Raw genomic sequence first — 15,690 nt, forward strand, 5'->3', positions numbered from 1 at the left:
GCGTGGGAGCGCCAAAAGTGTCAATTTATGGTGACACACGGCGCGTCAGGCCATTCACCCGCGTCAAGCCGAAAGGGCCGAGCATGTCGTCGCTTCCGGTCAAGCTACCGCGAACAACGTCGCGCGCGGTGGACGCGCGCCGCGTTCAAGCTTCGGACGACCTCGCGGCGCGGGATTTCTCGTCGTCCGACTCACAGGCGCCATTTCCCTTCACCGCCATCGTCGGCCAGGACGACATGAAGCTCGCCTTCGTGATCGCCGCGATCGATCCGTCCATCGGCGGCGTGCTGGCGTTCGGCGATCGGGGAACCGGCAAATCCACGGCGGTGCGGGCGTTGGCGCGTCTGCTGCCGCCCATACGCGCGGTCGTCGGCTGCGCCTATAATTGCGATCCCGCCACGACCGCCGCGCAGTGCGACGGATGCAAAAAGCGCGCGGCGCAGGGCGCGGTCAAGACGACGCTGCGCGCGGCGCCGGTCATTGATCTGCCGCTCGGCGCCACCGAGGATCGCGTCGTCGGCGCGCTCGATCTCGAAAGGGCGCTGACCCAGGGCGAAAAGTCGTTCGAACCCGGATTGCTCGCCAGCGCGAACCGCGGCTTTCTCTACATCGACGAGGTGAATCTTCTCGAAGATCACCTCGTCGATCTTTTGCTCGACGTCGCCGCGTCCGGGGAGAATGTCGTCGAACGCGAGGGATTGAGCGTGCGCCATCCGGCGCGTTTCGTCCTGATCGGCAGCGGCAATCCGGAAGAAGGCGAGCTGCGGCCGCAGCTTCTCGACCGTTTCGGCCTCGCCGTCGAGGTGAAGACGCCAATGGACATTCCGACCCGGATCGAAGTCGTGCGCCGCCGCGACGCCTTCGAACGCGATCCGGCGCGCTTCGCCAAGGCCTGGTCCGTCGAAGAGCACAAGTTGCGGCGCCGAATTTCTACGGCGCGCGAACGCAATGTCGTCGTCGAGGCGTCTGACGACGCGCTCGAGAAAGCTGCGAGGCTCTGCGTCGCGCTTGGCGTCGACGGCCTGCGCGGCGAACTGACGCTGCTGCGCGCCGCCCGCGCGCTCGCGAGCTTCGAAGGCGAGGCGCGCGTCAGCGACGAACAGCTGCGGCGCGTGGCGCCGCTCGCGCTCGGCCATCGGCTGCGGCGCAACCCGCTCGACGACAGCGGCTCGGGAACGCGCGTCGCGCGCGCCGTCGACGAAATTTTCGCCGCATGAGCGGCGCGGACGACGGCGACGCCTGGGCGCGCGCGAGCCGCGCCGCGGCGCTGTTCGCCGCCGATCCATCATGTTCCGGCGTGTCGCTGCGCGCGCCGACCGGCCCCGCGCGAGACGCCTGGCTGGCGCTGCTGCGCGACTATCTCCCGCGCGACGCGCCGGTGCGCCGCGCGCCGCTCTCCATCACTGACGACCGTCTCCTCGGCGGACTTGATCTGACCGCGACGCTGCGCGCCGGCCGTCCCATCGCCGAAACCGGTCTCCTCGCGCAAGCGGACGGGGGAATCGTCGTTCTCGCCATGGCCGAGCGGCTCGGCGGCGCGACGGCGGCGCGCGTCGCGGCGGCGCTCGACGCGGGCGAGATCGAACTCGCGCGCGATGGTCTGTCGGGGCGCCAGCGCGCGCGCATCGGCGTCGTCGCTCTTGACGAAGGACGCGACGACGACGAGCGGCCGCCGCAGACGCTGCTCGACCGCCTCGCTTTCCATCTCGATCTCGACGCGATCGGCCATCGCGACATCGCAAAGCCCATGGTAAGCGCCGCGCAGGTTGCGGCGGCGCGCCAGCGACTGCGCTCGATTACCGCGCCGCGGGGCGCGATCGACGCGCTGGTCGCGGCCGCCGCCCGGCTGGGGGTTATATCCTTGCGTGCGCCGCTGCTGGCGCTGCGCGTCGCCCGCGCCTGCTGCGCGCTGCGCGGCGCGGGCGAGGTCGACGACGAAGATCTCGCCGAGGCGGCGGCTTTCGTCTTCGCGCCGCGCGCCACATGCGCGCCGGCGATCGAAGAGACCGACGCCGTTCCCGAAGAGGCGTCGGGAGAGAACAGCCCGACGACAGAAGACGCCGATGCGCAGAACGACGATGCGCAGCCGCAGCCGGCGCAATCGCTCGACGAGGTCGTCGTCGCCGCGGCGCGCGCCGCGATCCCGGCTGATCTCCTGGCGCGGCTCGCGACCGGCGCGCTGCCCCGCGCGCCCTCCGCGCGCAGCGGAAAATCCGGCGCCGCGCTCATGTCCGCCCGGCGCGGACGGCCGCTGGGCGCAAGGCGCGGCGCGCTGCGCGAAGGCCGACTCGCCCTCATCGAAACGCTGCGCGCCGCCGCGCCGTGGCAAGGTCTGCGTCGCGCGCGGGCCGAGGGCGATGCGTCGATGGCGGTGCGCGTGCGCGCCGACGATTTTCGCATCACGCGGTTTCGCGAGCGTCGCGAAACCACCGCGATTTTCGTGGTGGACGCCTCGGGCTCCTCCGCCATGCAGCGACTGGGCGAAGTGAAGGGCGCGATCGAACTGCTGCTCGCCGACTGCTATGTGCGGCGCGACAGCGTCGCGCTCGTCGCCTTCCGCGGCAAAAGCGCCGAAATCCTGCTGCCGCCGACACGTTCGCTGGCGCGCGCCAAGCGTCTGCTGGCGGCGCTGCCGGGCGGCGGCGGCACGCCGCTGGCGCATGGGCTCGATACGGCCGCCGCGCTGGCCGAAAGCGTCAAGCGCAAGGGCCAGACGCCGCTCCTGGTGCTGCTCACCGACGGTCGCGGCAATATCGACCGCACGGGCGCTCCGGGTCGCGCGCAAGCGCTTGACGACGCGCTCGACGCCGCGCGGCGGCTTCGCGGTCTCGGATTGTCCGCGCTGGCCATCGACTCTTCGGCCCCGGGGGCGACGCGCGTTGACGCGCCGACGCGCAAAATCGCCGAGGCGATGAATGGCCGCTATCTCAAAATGCCGATCGCCCAGGCGGCGATGCTTTCGGAGGCGGTGCGCGCCGCCGCGCCGGGGCCGTGATCGTCCCACACTTGTTCGCGCCCGCGGCCCGTCTTTCTCTTGAGCGGGATGGCGCCGATTGGCCGAACCGAGCGGCGAGCCGCATGCTCGACGCCGGCGGCGTCTCCTGGCATGTGCAGGTGCTGGGCGAAGGTCCGCCGCTGCTGCTGCTGCATGGCGCCGGCGCCTCGACGCATTCCTATCGCGACCTTGCGCCGCTGCTTGCGTCGCGCTTTCGCGTGATCGCGCCCGATCTCCCCGGCCACGGCTTTTCGTCGTCGCGCGGAGCATGGACGCAGTCGCTGCCCGGCATGGCGAAGGCGGTCGCGAGCCTGTTGCGCGCGCTCGGCGCCGCGCCCGAGATCGCCATCGGTCACTCCGCCGGCGCGGCGGTTCTCGCGCGGCTCGTCCTCGACAAGGCGATCACGCCGAAACTGATCGTCTCGCTCAACGGCGCCTTCACGCCATTCGGCGGCGTCGCCAGCCATGTGCTGCCGCCGCTCGCCAAGGCGCTGTTCCTCAATCCCTTCGCGCCCCGCTACTTCGCCTGGTCGGCCGACCGCGCCGCGGTCGCGCGGCTTCTCACCGGCGTCGGCTCCAGGATCGATGCGCGCGGCGTCGATCTTTACGCCAGACTCATGAGCAATCCGGCGCATGTCGAAGGCGCGCTCGGTATGATGGCGCATTGGGATCTGCATACGCTCAATCGTGATCTGCCGCGCCTCGCAACGCCGCTCGCCATGATCGTCGGCGCCAATGACCGCGCGGTGCGGCCGCAGAGCGCGCTCAAGATCGCGGCGCGTCTGCCGAACGCCCGCGTCGTTGAAATCGGCGGCCTCGGCCATTTGGCGCATGAGGAAGCGCCCGAGGCGCACGCAAGGCTGATTTTTCAGATTTGGGACGGGCCGGAACGTCAGGACATGGGTAGCCAGGAACTCGAGCGTCTGGCCGTTCAGGCGTCGTGAGGCGATCGGTCGCGGCTCTTGATCCGCGAAAACGTCAATCGCCGTTGCAAAGCGTCACACTTGCTTTACGCTTAGCTAGATTGACAACCGCCGAGAAAGGGACATGCGATGCGCATCCTTTTCATCCATCCGAATTATCATTCCGGCGGCGCCGAAATCGCCGGCAACTGGCCGCCGGCCTGGGTGGCCTATCTTTCCGGCGCGCTCAAAAAGGCAGGCTACGCCGAGATCAAATTCATCGACGCGATGACCTTCGACATCGGCGAAGAAGATTTGCGCAAAGCAATCGCCGATTACGCGCCGGACGTCGTCGGCGTCACTTCGATCACGCCGTCGATCTACAAGGCGGAGCGCGTGCTGCAGATCGCCAAGGAGGCGGCGCCGACCGCCGTCGCGGTGCTCGGCGGCGTCCATGCGACCTTCATGTATCGCCAGGTGCTCGCCGAAGCGCCGTGGATCGACGCCATCGTGCGCGGCGAAGGGGAGGAGATCATCGTCGATCTTGTGCGCACGATCGACGAGGGCGGATGGCCGGCGCGACGCGACGAGATCAAGGGTCTCGCCTATGCGGCGGCCGGCAAAGTGGTCGCCACCGCCGCCGCGCCGACGGTGAAGGACATCGACTCCATCGTCGCCGACTGGGGCCTGCTCAACTGGGACAAATACACTTACATCCCGCTCGGCGTGAAGGTCGCCATTCCAAACATGGCGCGCGGCTGTCCCTTTACTTGCAGCTTCTGCAGTCAGTGGAAATTCTGGCGCGACTACCGCATTCGCGATCCGAAGAAGGTCGTCGATGAGATCGAAACGCTGATGCGCGATCACGGCGTCGGCTTCTTCATCCTCGCGGACGAAGAGCCGACCATCAACAAGAAGAAATTCGTCGCCTTCTGTCAGGAGCTGATCGACCGCAAGCTCGATATTCTCTGGGGCATCAACACGCGCGTCACCGACATTCTGCGCGACGAAGCGCTGCTGCCCTTCTACCGCAAGGCCGGATTGATCCATGTTTCGCTCGGCACCGAGGCGGCGGCGCAATTAAAGCTCGATCTCTTCAACAAGGAGACGACCGTCGCGCAAAACAAGAAGGCGGTCGAACTGCTGCGCAACGCCGGCATCGTCGTCGAGGCGCAATTCATCGTCGGCCTCGAAAACGAGACGGCGGAGACGCTGGAAGAGACCTATCAAATGGCGCAGGACTGGAAGCCTGACCTCGCCAATTGGTCGATGTATACGCCCTGGCCGTTCTCCGATCTCTTCAAGGAGCTCGGCGACAAGGTCGAGATCTTCGACTATGAAAAATACAATTTCGTCACGCCGATCATCAAACCACAGGCGATGGATCGTGGCGAATTGCTCGACCGGGTGATGAACAACTACCGCCGCTTCTACATGAAGAAGGCTTTCTTCTCCTATCCCTGGGCAGGCAGCGGACAACGCCGACGCTATCTCCTCGGCTGCCTCAAGGCGTTCCTCAAAGCTGGCTTCGAGCGGAAATTCTACGATCTCGGCAAGGTCGACTATTGGGGACCACAGTCGCGCTCCAAGGTGAAGTTCAACTTCGACGCGACACGCCAGCGCGCCGCGGATGAAGACGTCGAATGGCAGGTCACGCATAAGCGTCCCGCCAGCACCATGCATGAAGCGGCGCAGGCGATGGCCTGCGGCGGCGGCAAGGAACAGCTCGCCGAGGAGCTGGACGAAGCGCCGCTCGCCTCGGTCGTCCTGCGCGAACCGGCGGCGCCGCATGAGCATCGCGCACACTGAAGCCGAGAAGACGCGACTTGGCCCGATCGGAGTTGGCCTGATCGGACCAAACGCCATCACGCAGATGGCGGCGGCGCTGTCCGCCATCTGCGGCGAACGGTTGCGCCATGAAATTTTCGACGATGCCGGCCTCGCGCGCTATCTGGCGGCGCCGCCGACGCATATGACGCCTGAAGACGATGTCGCGCGGCTGCATCGCGCAGCGATCGACCGGCTCGGCGAGGCGCAGGCCGCCGAGACTTCGCGGGAAGCGGGACGACGCACGGGCGATTATCTACTCGCCAACCGCATTCCCTCTCTTGCGCAGCGCATGCTGAAAGTCACGCCGCGTCCGCTCGCGGCGCGCATTCTCGCCGCGGCGATTGCGCGCCACGCGTGGACATTTTCAGGAAGCGGCGAATTCTCCTATGAATTTTCGCCGCATCTGCGTCTACGCATCGCCGGTTCGCCGATCTGCAAAGGGCTCCACACGGAAACGCCGGCCTGCGCCTATTTCGCCGCGACGTTCGAGCGGGTGTTCGCGGAAATGCTGGGGCCCGCTCTGAGCGTCGCCGAAGTCGAGTGCGAAGCGACCGGCGCGCCGGCCTGCGTTTTCGAGGTGCGCTGGTAAGCGCGTCATCGCTAGCGACGCAAAGCAGTCCAGCGCCATAAAGCGGCCCCAGATTGCTTCGTCGCTTCCTGTCTCGAAGTAACGACGCGTCTTCTAGCTTCCTGCCGGAACGAGCCAGTCTTCGGCTGGCGCATAGCCTTCGCCGACGGCCTTGCGATAATGCATCGTGAAGCCGCTGATCGCCTTGCGCAACGCGTCTCCCGGCGTCTCGGCCTCCGATGCGCAGCTCCAATAGGGGCTCGGCTGACGCGGCGTCTTGATGGCGTGACTCAGGCGGTAGGCCGTGCGCGATCCCCATGTCCGGCGCAGTCGAATGGTGACGATCGTCTCAAGGGTTCCGATCCGAATCATGTAAGCGCCTTCGTCGTCCTGCCTTTGAACGACCCTGACGCAATCGTCTTGCAACGCGCTGTCTACCGAACACACGGCGTCATCCTCCCTGCTTGCGCTCAGCGAAACGAAAGCAAAGCTCAAAACCACCGAAATTGAAATCCTTGTTAACCATTCTTTTTTTTGAAGAGCTCGAAGAGCGCCCGGCCGCTGTGACTGTCGGCCGGGCGAAGAGCCGACGGTCAGGGCGCAGCCCTGCCGCCGAGTTCGGGGAAGTCCTTCAACATGCTTTGGCCGTAAAGCGGTTTGCTCACGCCCTGATGACAGGTCCCGCAATTGGCTTTCGGATTGTCGCCGAGCGGCCCTAAGCGGTTGGCGGGATAGACGGATTTCAGGGTTTCGAGATAGACGGCGTTCAGCTCCCGCACCATCTGCAATCCGTTCCAGGCGACCGAGCGCTGCGGCGCGCTCTGGGACCATTCCAGAAATGCGCGGGTGTTATGACAGAAGGTGCAATTCACGCCGAGCGCTTGTGACATGTGCATCATAAGCGAGTAGCTCTGCTCCGTCTGCTGGATCGAGGCGCCCAGGCCCGTCGGCAAGGCGGATTTTCCTTCGACCCGGATGCTGTCGTCGCCAAGAAGATGCGGCGTGAAGGGGTCGATGGGAAGCGCCGTCGTTCCATTCGATGCGGACGGATGGCCGAAGCCATAATTATGCGCCGCCATGCCGCCGGCATGCGGCCTGCCCGGATTTTCGTACCAGACGTTCTTGGGAACGGGCTGGCCGCGGTGGCAGGTGTAGCACGTCACGCCGACGTCGCCGACATGCGACGTCCAGTCCTTGTTGATGTCGCGCGTCATCTCGATCATGCGCCGCGAGACGACCTTGGTGTAGAGGCTGTCGTCGGCAAGATCGTCGGTGTGACAATAGGCGCAGCCCTGTTCGGGCGACACCCATTGGGTGATGGCGACCATCAGGCGGTTGAACTCATCCGTACTGAGGTCGGTCAGCACTTTCACATTCTTGTATGTGGCCGTCGCACGCTCGCCCGAAGGCGACGCCCTGTCGATCGGCGCCGGCAGCGCGTTGGCGGCTTCAAGGATGCGCTTATTCTGCACGCTGATGAGCTGGTCCTGGCCGGTGCCACGGTAGCCGGTCTGCACGCCGATGATCGGCGGGCGAACCCAGCCGGGGGTGAACAGCATGGCGACCGTCAGCAGCGACGCCACAACGATGCCGAGGAGAGAAAAAGCCAGTCTCATGGCGCGCCTCCTGGAGCGAGCGCGGGATCGACGACCGGCGCGAAGACATGGGGATATTCCGGCGCGATGCCATGCATGACGCCCCAGAGATACCAATTGTCGACGACCGTGCCGGTGAGAAGAATGCCAATGCCGCCGCTCAACGGGCACAGCACGGCGAACCACCACGCCCAGCGATGGATCGACTCCATCGTTGCGTTGAAGCCCATCGTCCAGCGCCAGAACAGCGCCGCGCGCTCCGAGGCCGTGCCGCGATCGAGGATCTGCTCGATCTCGCGCTCGCCGCCGAAACGGCCCACCGCCAGAATTGTCGCGCCATGCATGGCGAACAGCAGCGCCGATCCGTAGAGGAAGGCGATCGAAAGCATGTGGAACGGGTTGTAGAAGAGATTGCCGTAGCGGATCGAGAACGCCGCCGTCCAATCAAGATGCGGGAAGATGCCGAAAGGCACCGCCTCGCTCCAACTGCCCATCAGCAGCGGACGGATGAAGCCCAGCACGAGATAGAGCCATATCGCCGAGAGGAAGGCCCATGCGGTGTGCGTGCCGAGACCAAGCGCACGCGCCCGGCGATACATGCGCCACCACCACAGCAGCACGGAGGAGGTCAGGAAGAAGCCGGCGAACAGCCACCAGCCGCCTTCGCTGAGCGGCGGGAAGATCTTGATGCCATATTGTGGTTTCGGCGGCTCCAGCGCCAGCCATGGCAATTGCCTGACGAACTGCACCGGATCCCAGTTCACCGAGGCCCACATGTTGAGGCCGATGATCTCGAAGGCGATGAATCCGAAGACGAGCGACAGCGTTCCGATATAGCCGAGATAGATCGGCCCGATCTGCGCATTGCCGATGCGTCCGAGAAGATGCGAAAACGTCGCATAGCTCGTTCGCTTCATTCCGGGAACCGGGACGCCCGGGTCGGGCGCCTCGGCTCGGACCTGAATCTGCGTAAAGATGTTCTGATAATAGGCCACGGGTCGTCTCCCTTACGCGTTAGCGCCAGACGGGAAGATTGAGCCACCAGTTCCACCACTCGGGCCAGCCGCGAGTCCAGAACGGGCCGCTGATGATCATGCACACCGCGCTCCAGAAGGCGGAGGAAACCGCGAGGAACAGGCCGAGCCGATGAATGCCGAGCGTGCCGATCGAGTAGCCGATCGCGTCCCGAAAGAACGTGTCTTCGTGCTCGGGCGACTTGACGACCTCGCCTCTGCCCGGATTGGTCGCGGAAAGCACCAGCGAACCGTGCAGGGACAGCGCGAAGCATGTCGCGAAGAAGAACGACACCGCGATCATATGCGCAGGATTGTAGTGGAAGTGCAGATATTGGTAGCCGGTGTTCGACACCCAATCGAGATGGCTGATGATGCCGTAGGGGAAGCCGTAGCCCCAGGCGCCGAGCAACAGCGGCCGGATGCCGACGAGCGACACATAGGCGAAGATCGCGAAGCCGAATGCGACGGGCACGTGATAGTTCATGCCGAGCTTGCGACAGATTTCGACCTGGCGCAGCGCCCATGAGACGAACGCCCCGGTTGCGCAAAGGGTGATGATCTGCCAGAGCCCGCCTTCCTTCAGCGGCGCGAGCGCGAGACCGTATTTGATGTCGGGCGGCGCGATGTTGATCTGCCAGATGTTCCAGGTCGGGCCCATCGCCGCGCCCCAGATGATCAACGCCGTGCCGAGCGTCGAGAGGATGATCGTGGTGACGCCGAAGAAGCCGACGTAAAAGGGGCCGACCCAGAAATCGAAGAGGTCGCCGCCGATGAGCGTGCCGCCGCGCACGCGATATTTTCTTTCGAAACTCAGCATGGCCATGGCCGCGCCTCCCTCGGATGCCGTCAAATGTGTTGCGTCCGCGGGCGGAAGCGAAACGCGTCCGTCCGCAGCGCGTGATGTGCGTCGTCGATCAGCCGAACGCGGCGGGGGGACCGCCGGGAATCGTCTGTTCGATCTGTCCCGTGCGCGCCGGCCGCGGACCTTCCAGCCAGTTGAAGCGGTCGGTGCTGAGCAAAATGAAATGAATCAGCAGCGCCAGCGTGAACAGGAAGGTAAACAGCGCGACCAGCGTGCGACGCGGATCGAAAAGCAGCCATATTTTGTGCATGCCGATCTCCTATCAGCCGAGGAGCGACAGCGCCGCGTGAGCGACGTTTGTCACGCCGTCGAGCAGAGCGTAGCCCTTGGGACCCGGCAACCAAGGCCGCCAGAACCACACCAGCACATGCGCGATGATCGCGATGAAGGTGAAGATCAGGAAGCTCTTGACGAAGAGGCTATGGAATTCGATAGCCTCTGCCTCTGTCAGACCCGACAGAGAACTCCTTTCTTTGTCGATGGCCATATGTTGACCTCCGTTACGATTGCCGCGCACGCCTTACGCGGCGGAAGCATCGCGACTTTTTAGTCACGACAGGCGTTCCGCCCGGTTATCCCGGGCGAAGCTCTGCAACATCGCGCGCGCAATCATGGCGTAGGAGATCACCGTCAGCATGTTCTCGCGCGCTTCGGCCATCACCGAAGCCCGGGGGGCGTCGCCGTGCTCTCGCGCGTGGAAGAGAAGACGCTGCGCCGCCGTCATCACGAGAAGAATCGGGAAGAGCAGACCGAGCAGCAGCTGGAATTTGAATTCCGTCGCGCGAAGACCTTTCGTCGAGTAGATCGCGGAACTCATGGCTTCTCCTTCCATGCGGGAACGAACGTCAGAGCGGGATGGTCGCGCCGGATCATGCGCCGCGGCCCTCCATCGCCAGATCGCGGGCGCTTTCGACGCGCGCCGCCGTGACCATGTCTTCGCCGGCGCTGCGCGCCGCGCGTTCAGCGGCGTCGCGCAGCCGCTTCGCGGCGGAGATGCGCACCAGCACCGGCGTCGCCTCGACGAGTTCGTCGAGCATCGACTTTGCGGATTCGTCCCAGGCGATCTCGCGATGCAGACGCGCCGGAGTGGGGTCGACCTTGTCGAGTTCAGTGCCGAGCGGCAGAATGTTGAAGAGCGCGTCAAACAGCGCGTTGCAGACTTCCTGCACGAGGTAGACGGCGCCCGAATATCCCATGAAGGGCGTGCCGACGTGGCGCCGGATGATCGCTCCCGGAAAAGACGCGGGGATATAGATCGAGCGTCCGCCGGCTTCCGCCGCATACATGCGCTCATTGTAGCTACCGAAGAGAACGAGCGGCGCCGCGCTCTTGACCGCTGCGCGCACGGCGGCGTTGTCGGTCTTCTCGCCCGGGCGCCGGCTGATGGCGAAGGCGCAGGGCAGACCCATTTCGTCTTCGAGGAAATGCCGCACGCCGCGCGCATAGGTGTCGGTCGCGACGATGCCGAAAGTGGCGGTGCCGAAGAAGTCCTGCGTCACCGACCGCCATAAATCCCACAGCGGCTTGATCGTCGTGTGCTTCTCGCGTTCGATGAACGGCTCAGGATCCAGCCCCAGCTCTTCGCCGAGCCTGCGCAGGAATTTCGTCGTGCTGTGCAGGCCGATCGGCGCCTGCAGATACGGACGATCCAGCGCCTCGCACAGCTGGCGGCCGAATTCGCGATACAAGCAGATGTTGACGTCGGCGTCGGCGAGTTTCGGCGTGTCGGCGATATGGCTGCCGAGCGGAAAGACCATGTTGATCTCGGCGCCGATTCCTTCGACGAGACGTTTCATCTCGGCGAGATCGGACGGCATGTTGAACACGCCATAGCAGGGGCCGATGAGGTTGACGCGCGGCTTCTCGCCGGCCGCGCGCTCCTTGCGCTTCGGCGCTCTGCCCTTCTTCACGCCATATTCGCTCCAGAGCCAGCTCATGGCGCGGTTGGCGCACTGCCACTGATCTTCATCGATCGTGCGCGGCAAGAAGCGCTGGATACCTGTCCCTTCCGGCGTCACTCCGCCGCCGACCATCTCGGCGATGGAGCCGGTGACGACGACGCTCGGCAATTCCGGATCGAGCGTGGCATGGGCGCGTTTCATCGCGCCCTCGGTGCCATGACGGCCGAGCTCCTCCTCCGCCAGTCCGGTGACGACGATCGGCAGCTCGTGCGGCGGCAGCGCGTCGGTGTAATGCAGCACCGACGTCACGGGGAGGTTTTCGCAGCCTACCGGACCGTCGATGACGACCTGCAGGCCTTTGATCGCCGTGAAGACATAGACGGCGCCCCAGTAGCCGCCGGCGCGATCGTGGTCGAGGACTAGCATGCGCCCATCTCCTCGATGGGCTTCGCCGCCAGTTTCGCGCGCTGCTTCTTGCGGAACTCCGGACGATCGCGCGGAACGTCCTGCCATATGCCCGCCGCGAATCCTGACCCCACGCCTTCGAAAAAGTCATTCATCGCGTCGAAGCGCGCGCGATTGGCGATCGCCGTGTTGATGACTTTCGCAAGCGAACCGGCGCCGGCGACGCCCATCAACGGACGCGCTGAGATGAGATTGGTGAAATAGAGCGCCGGCGTCGAATTCTGTTTCGCCTTCTGCACGACAGGCGTCGTGCCGATGGCGAGATCCGGCTTGAATTCGTCGAAGGCGGCGAAATCCTGCTCGAGCGATGCGCGGAACTGCACATGCACACCCTTCGCCTCGAGCCATTCCCGATCAGCGTCGGAAAAGCGCGTGCGCGGACAGGCCGTGCCGACATAACGCAGATCGGCGCCGGATTCGACAAGCAGGCGTCCGACGAGAAGCTCGGAGCCTTCATAGCCGGAAAGCGTCACGCGGCCCGTGATCGGCGTCGCCGACAGGGCGGCCTTGATCGCCGGCAGCAAGCGATTTTTCGCCGCGTCGATCGTTCCGCGCGCGACATTGCAAACGCCGCCGATCGCGTCGAGCCAGGCGGCCGTTCCGTCATGGCCTACGGGCGCGGAGCCGATGACGCTACGCCCCGCAGCTTCAAATTCACGCACGCAGGAGGCGTAGAACGGGTGGATCGCCGCGACGGCGGCGCAGTCCAATGCGCCGTAGAGCTCGCGCCATTCGCGGGTCGGCGTCACAGGACCGGCGGCGAGCCCCAGCAGATCGAGCATCGCGCCGATCTGCATCGGATCGGCGGGGAACATTTCGCCGAGCAATGACACTGTCGGCTTGTCGGCGCGCGGCGCGCGCGGCGCCTGAACCGGGCCCCGCTCCGCCTCGAGCCGCGCGAAGCGCAGCATCGCGCCGGCGAGCACGTCTTTCGCTTCGGCGTGAGTCGGCACGCCGAAGCCCGGCACGTCGATGCCGATGATGCGCACGCCGTTGATCTCTTTCGGCAGCAGACGCAGCGGCACGCCGGACGCCGTCGGCACACAGAGGTTGATCACGACGATCGCGTCGTAATCCTCAGGCCTGGCGAGCGCGTGAACCGACTCGCGGATGTCCTCGAACAATTTGCCGGTGACAAGCGTCTCCGAATTGAACGGGACATAGCCGACGGTGCGCTTCGCGCCGTAGAAGTGCGACGTGAAGGTGAGCCCGTAGACGCAGCAGGCAGAGCCTGAAAGCACCATCGCCGTGCGCCGCATGCGCAGGCCGACGCGCAGCGAACCGAAGGCGGGACACATGCTCTGCGGCTGATCATGCGGGCCTTGCGGATAGTCCTTCGCATATTGGCCGAGCGTTTCGCTCATGCCGGCGGCTTCCGCGGCTGACCGCAGCCTGTCTTTTCCTGCATGACAGCCGAGACCGTCCGCCTGCGTCGCCGCAAGATTGACGTCTCCTCCCCCGTTCGAGACATCGCCGGCGCCTGCGCGGGCGCTTGCCGAACGATCTTCTCCCTCGAGGGGAAGCGCGGGCGACTGAGATGTCAGGTGAGAGGCGAAATCGTCCATCTTCTTCCTCTCAGATCGATTCGTAGACGACTTCGAGGGAGGGCTTCTGCGTCACCGCGCCGCCACTCATGTCCTGGGGCGTCGCAGGCTCGAGCACGACGTCGCGTCCGACCGAGTCGCCAGAAAAAAGCCCGAGCAGTTCATCCTGCGTCAGCGGCGACGGACGATTCGCCTTTGCGTCGGCGACATTGGCGGCAAGTTCGGCGAAGAGCGCGCCCCAGCGTCCGTCCGGACGGCCGATGATTTCGTAATTCGCGCTCTTGCGGCGAATGTCGTCGTCCGCGGGAATCGACGCGAGGATCGGAATGCCCGTGGCCTGCGCAAAGGCCTGCGCCTCGCCGGTTCCGTCGTCCTTGTTGATGACGAGACCGCCGACGCCGACATTGCCGCCGAGTTTGTGGAAATATTCCACCGCGGAGCAGACATTGTTGGCGACGTAGAGCGACTGCAGATCATTCGAGCCGACGACGATGACCTTCTGGCACATGTCGCGCGCGATCGGCAGGCCGAAGCCGCCGCACACGACGTCGCCGAGAAAGTCGAGCAGAACGTAATCGAAGCCCCATTCATGGAACCCGAGCTTTTCCAGAAGCTCGAACCCATGAATGATGCCGCGTCCCCCGCAGCCGCGTCCGACTTCGGGCCCGCCGAGCTCCATCGCGAAGACGCCGTCGCGCTTGAAGCACACGTCGCCGATCGCGACCTGATCGCCGGCGAGCTTTTTCTTCGTCGAGGTTTCGATGATCGTCGGGCAGGCGCGGCCGCCAAAGAGCAGCGATGTCGTGTCGCTCTTCGGATCGCAGCCGATGAGCAGCACTTTCTTTCCCTGCTGCGCCATCATGTAGGAGAGATTGGCGAGCGTGAAGCTCTTGCCGATGCCGCCCTTGCCATAGATCGCGATGATCTGCGTTTCCTTCGTCGCAGTTTCCGGCGCGGGGTCCGGCTCGATCGCGGCTTCCTCGCGCAGAAGATGCGTGGGAGGACTGGCGAGTTCGGCGGCCGTGAGGAAGCCTTGCGCGTAATTCATGCTGCCGCTCTCCAATCGAGAACCATCTTGAGACAGCGCGGATCGTCGAAGGCGACCGGATAGGCGTCCTCCGCCTGCCGCGCAGAGCGCCGGTGCGTGATCAGCCCGTCGAGCGAAAGACGCTCGTCTTCGACAAGACGAATGACCGTCGCAAGATCGCCGGGGCGCCATTGAGCCGCGACGCGCAGGCGCGCTTCGCGCATGAAGGCGGGCGGGAAAGCGAAGGCGAGAGGACGCTCGTAGAAACCCGCGAGAACAATTTCGCCGCCGGGCGCAAGATGCGCGATCAGAGCGTCGAGGATCGTCGCATCGCCGCTCACGTCATAAATGACGCGGTAGTCGCGGCGCTGATCTTCCTCCGGCGTGGTGACGGAATAGCCGTCCGCGCCGTCCGCGCGTTGCGGATTGCGCTCCCATACGGTCGGCGCGCCCCCGGCGGCGACGGAAAGACGCGCGAGCAGTCGTCCAAGAACGCCATGGCCAACAATCAGTTCTGCGCCTTGCGTTGCGACATCGCCGCGCGCGTGCTGCGCGGTCGCCGCGAGGGCGAGAAGCGCGCCGCTGTCGCCGAGTTCGCGGGGAATGGCGGCGACGCGTGAGCCTTTGACGACGAGATGCGAAGCGGCGCCGCCAAACAGTCCGCGTACGGCGCCATAGCAGGTCGCGCCCGGCGCAAAGACGCGTTGACCAACGCTGTAGCCGCTCTCGGGACCAGCTTCGACGATTTCGCCAACTGTCTCGTAGCCGGGGACGAGCGGATAACCCATGCCGGGGAAGTCGGGCATGCGCCCGCTATAGAGAAGCCGCTCGGTGCCGGTGCTGATTCCGCTCCACGCGGTTTCGACGACGACGTCGTCGGCGCCGGGCGCATCGAGCGGCAAGCGGCTCAACGCCAGCCGGCCGGGCTGTTCAAGGACGATGGCCAGCGTTTCCAACATCATCGACCTTTCGCGCACCCGCCGCG

General features: G+C 65.3%; 16 protein-coding genes. 5 read left to right on the forward strand and 11 right to left on the reverse strand.

Going from position 1 to position 15,690, the window contains the following annotated elements:
• Nucleotides 1–236: 236 nt before the first annotated feature.
• The 5 genes from bchI (at nucleotide 237) to bchJ (ending at nucleotide 6,316) form a co-directional block, all read left to right on the forward strand.
• Nucleotides 237–1,217, forward strand: coding sequence for a magnesium chelatase ATPase subunit I (bchI, locus tag AC0X69_RS08885; protein WP_482613336.1), 981 nt, complete (start codon nucleotides 237–239; stop codon nucleotides 1,215–1,217).
• Nucleotides 1,214–2,995, forward strand: a complete 1,782-nt coding sequence (locus AC0X69_RS08890; RefSeq protein ID WP_482613089.1) for a magnesium chelatase subunit D — start codon at nucleotides 1,214–1,216, stop codon at nucleotides 2,993–2,995. Before bchI ends, AC0X69_RS08890 begins: the two co-directional genes overlap by 4 nt.
• An 83-nt stretch (nucleotides 2,996–3,078) precedes the next feature.
• Nucleotides 3,079–3,939 (forward strand): alpha/beta fold hydrolase BchO, encoded by an 861-nt coding sequence (gene bchO / locus AC0X69_RS08895; RefSeq protein ID WP_482613090.1) that lies wholly within the window; start codon nucleotides 3,079–3,081, stop codon nucleotides 3,937–3,939.
• A 108-nt stretch (nucleotides 3,940–4,047) separates the two neighbouring features.
• On the forward strand, nucleotides 4,048–5,706 hold the full coding sequence (bchE, locus tag AC0X69_RS08900) for a magnesium-protoporphyrin IX monomethyl ester anaerobic oxidative cyclase (RefSeq protein ID WP_482613091.1): 1,659 nt from the start codon (nucleotides 4,048–4,050) through the stop codon (nucleotides 5,704–5,706).
• Nucleotides 5,687–6,316, forward strand: a complete 630-nt coding sequence (gene bchJ / locus AC0X69_RS08905; protein ID WP_482613092.1) for a bacteriochlorophyll 4-vinyl reductase — start codon at nucleotides 5,687–5,689, stop codon at nucleotides 6,314–6,316. The genes bchE and bchJ overlap by 20 nt, the downstream gene beginning before the upstream one ends.
• 93 nt (nucleotides 6,317–6,409) lie before the next feature.
• On the opposite strand, the gene AC0X69_RS08910 is transcribed toward bchJ, so the two are convergent.
• The 11 genes from AC0X69_RS08910 to bchC form a co-directional block, all read right to left on the reverse strand.
• Nucleotides 6,410–6,667 (reverse strand): hypothetical protein, encoded by a 258-nt coding sequence (locus AC0X69_RS08910; protein ID WP_482613093.1) that lies wholly within the window; start codon nucleotides 6,665–6,667, stop codon nucleotides 6,410–6,412.
• Nucleotides 6,668–6,888: 221 nt separating this feature from the next.
• Nucleotides 6,889–7,911: a photosynthetic reaction center cytochrome PufC gene (gene pufC / locus AC0X69_RS08915; protein WP_482613094.1), complete on the reverse strand. Its 1,023-nt coding sequence runs from the start codon at nucleotides 7,909–7,911 to the stop codon at nucleotides 6,889–6,891.
• Nucleotides 7,908–8,885, reverse strand: coding sequence for a photosynthetic reaction center subunit M (gene pufM, locus AC0X69_RS08920; RefSeq protein WP_482613095.1), 978 nt, complete (start codon nucleotides 8,883–8,885; stop codon nucleotides 7,908–7,910). The genes pufC and pufM overlap by 4 nt, the downstream gene beginning before the upstream one ends.
• A gap of 19 nt (nucleotides 8,886–8,904) precedes the next feature.
• The gene (pufL, locus tag AC0X69_RS08925; RefSeq protein ID WP_482613096.1) at nucleotides 8,905–9,729 is read right to left on the reverse strand and encodes a photosynthetic reaction center subunit L; all 825 of its coding nucleotides are present in this window, start codon (nucleotides 9,727–9,729) and stop codon (nucleotides 8,905–8,907) included.
• A gap of 91 nt (nucleotides 9,730–9,820) precedes the next feature.
• Nucleotides 9,821–10,018, reverse strand: coding sequence for a light-harvesting antenna LH1, alpha subunit (gene pufA / locus AC0X69_RS08930; RefSeq protein WP_482613097.1), 198 nt, complete (start codon nucleotides 10,016–10,018; stop codon nucleotides 9,821–9,823).
• Nucleotides 10,019–10,030: 12 nt separating this feature from the next.
• On the reverse strand, nucleotides 10,031–10,255 hold the full coding sequence (pufB, locus tag AC0X69_RS08935) for a light-harvesting antenna LH1, beta subunit (RefSeq protein ID WP_482613098.1): 225 nt from the start codon (nucleotides 10,253–10,255) through the stop codon (nucleotides 10,031–10,033).
• Nucleotides 10,256–10,318: 63 nt separating this feature from the next.
• Entirely contained in the window at nucleotides 10,319–10,585 is a 267-nt protein-coding gene (locus AC0X69_RS08940; protein ID WP_482613099.1) for a hypothetical protein, read from the reverse strand.
• Nucleotides 10,586–10,637: 52 nt separating this feature from the next.
• Nucleotides 10,638–12,095: a chlorophyllide a reductase subunit Z gene (gene bchZ / locus AC0X69_RS08945; RefSeq protein WP_482613100.1), complete on the reverse strand. Its 1,458-nt coding sequence runs from the start codon at nucleotides 12,093–12,095 to the stop codon at nucleotides 10,638–10,640.
• The gene (bchY, locus tag AC0X69_RS08950; RefSeq protein WP_482613101.1) at nucleotides 12,089–13,699 is read right to left on the reverse strand and encodes a chlorophyllide a reductase subunit Y; all 1,611 of its coding nucleotides are present in this window, start codon (nucleotides 13,697–13,699) and stop codon (nucleotides 12,089–12,091) included. The genes bchZ and bchY overlap by 7 nt, the downstream gene beginning before the upstream one ends.
• A gap of 10 nt (nucleotides 13,700–13,709) precedes the next feature.
• The gene (locus AC0X69_RS08955) at nucleotides 13,710–14,726 is read right to left on the reverse strand and encodes a chlorophyllide a reductase iron protein subunit X (RefSeq protein WP_482613102.1); all 1,017 of its coding nucleotides are present in this window, start codon (nucleotides 14,724–14,726) and stop codon (nucleotides 13,710–13,712) included.
• A complete protein-coding gene (bchC, locus tag AC0X69_RS08960) occupies nucleotides 14,723–15,661 on the reverse strand; it encodes a chlorophyll synthesis pathway protein BchC (RefSeq protein WP_482613337.1) in 939 nt (312 codons plus the stop codon). The genes AC0X69_RS08955 and bchC overlap by 4 nt, the downstream gene beginning before the upstream one ends.
• Nucleotides 15,662–15,690: the final 29 nt, after the last annotated feature.

This window comes from Methylocystis sp. Uni0008, assembly GCF_056838045.1.

Bases quoted from the DNA above. Each gene is read 5' to 3' on its own strand.
- AC0X69_RS08955 (WP_482613102.1), bottom strand. From the start codon at position 14,726: ATGAATTACGCGCAAGGCTTCCTCACGGCCGCCGAACTCGCCAGTCCT.
- bchI (WP_482613336.1), top strand. From the start codon at position 237: ATGAAGCTCGCCTTCGTGATCGCCGCGATCGATCCGTCCATCGGCGGC.
- bchO (WP_482613090.1), top strand. From the start codon at position 3,079: ATGCTCGACGCCGGCGGCGTCTCCTGGCATGTGCAGGTGCTGGGCGAA.
- pufL (WP_482613096.1), bottom strand. From the start codon at position 9,729: ATGGCCATGCTGAGTTTCGAAAGAAAATATCGCGTGCGCGGCGGCACG.
- AC0X69_RS08910 (WP_482613093.1), bottom strand. From the start codon at position 6,667: ATGATTCGGATCGGAACCCTTGAGACGATCGTCACCATTCGACTGCGC.
- bchE (WP_482613091.1), top strand. From the start codon at position 4,048: ATGCGCATCCTTTTCATCCATCCGAATTATCATTCCGGCGGCGCCGAA.
- AC0X69_RS08940 (WP_482613099.1), bottom strand. From the start codon at position 10,585: ATGAGTTCCGCGATCTACTCGACGAAAGGTCTTCGCGCGACGGAATTC.
- pufA (WP_482613097.1), bottom strand. From the start codon at position 10,018: ATGCACAAAATATGGCTGCTTTTCGATCCGCGTCGCACGCTGGTCGCG.
- bchY (WP_482613101.1), bottom strand. From the start codon at position 13,699: ATGGACGATTTCGCCTCTCACCTGACATCTCAGTCGCCCGCGCTTCCC.
- pufC (WP_482613094.1), bottom strand. From the start codon at position 7,911: ATGAGACTGGCTTTTTCTCTCCTCGGCATCGTTGTGGCGTCGCTGCTG.
- pufB (WP_482613098.1), bottom strand. From the start codon at position 10,255: ATGGCCATCGACAAAGAAAGGAGTTCTCTGTCGGGTCTGACAGAGGCA.
- AC0X69_RS08890 (WP_482613089.1), top strand. From the start codon at position 1,214: ATGAGCGGCGCGGACGACGGCGACGCCTGGGCGCGCGCGAGCCGCGCC.
- bchZ (WP_482613100.1), bottom strand. From the start codon at position 12,095: ATGCTAGTCCTCGACCACGATCGCGCCGGCGGCTACTGGGGCGCCGTC.
- bchJ (WP_482613092.1), top strand. From the start codon at position 5,687: ATGAGCATCGCGCACACTGAAGCCGAGAAGACGCGACTTGGCCCGATC.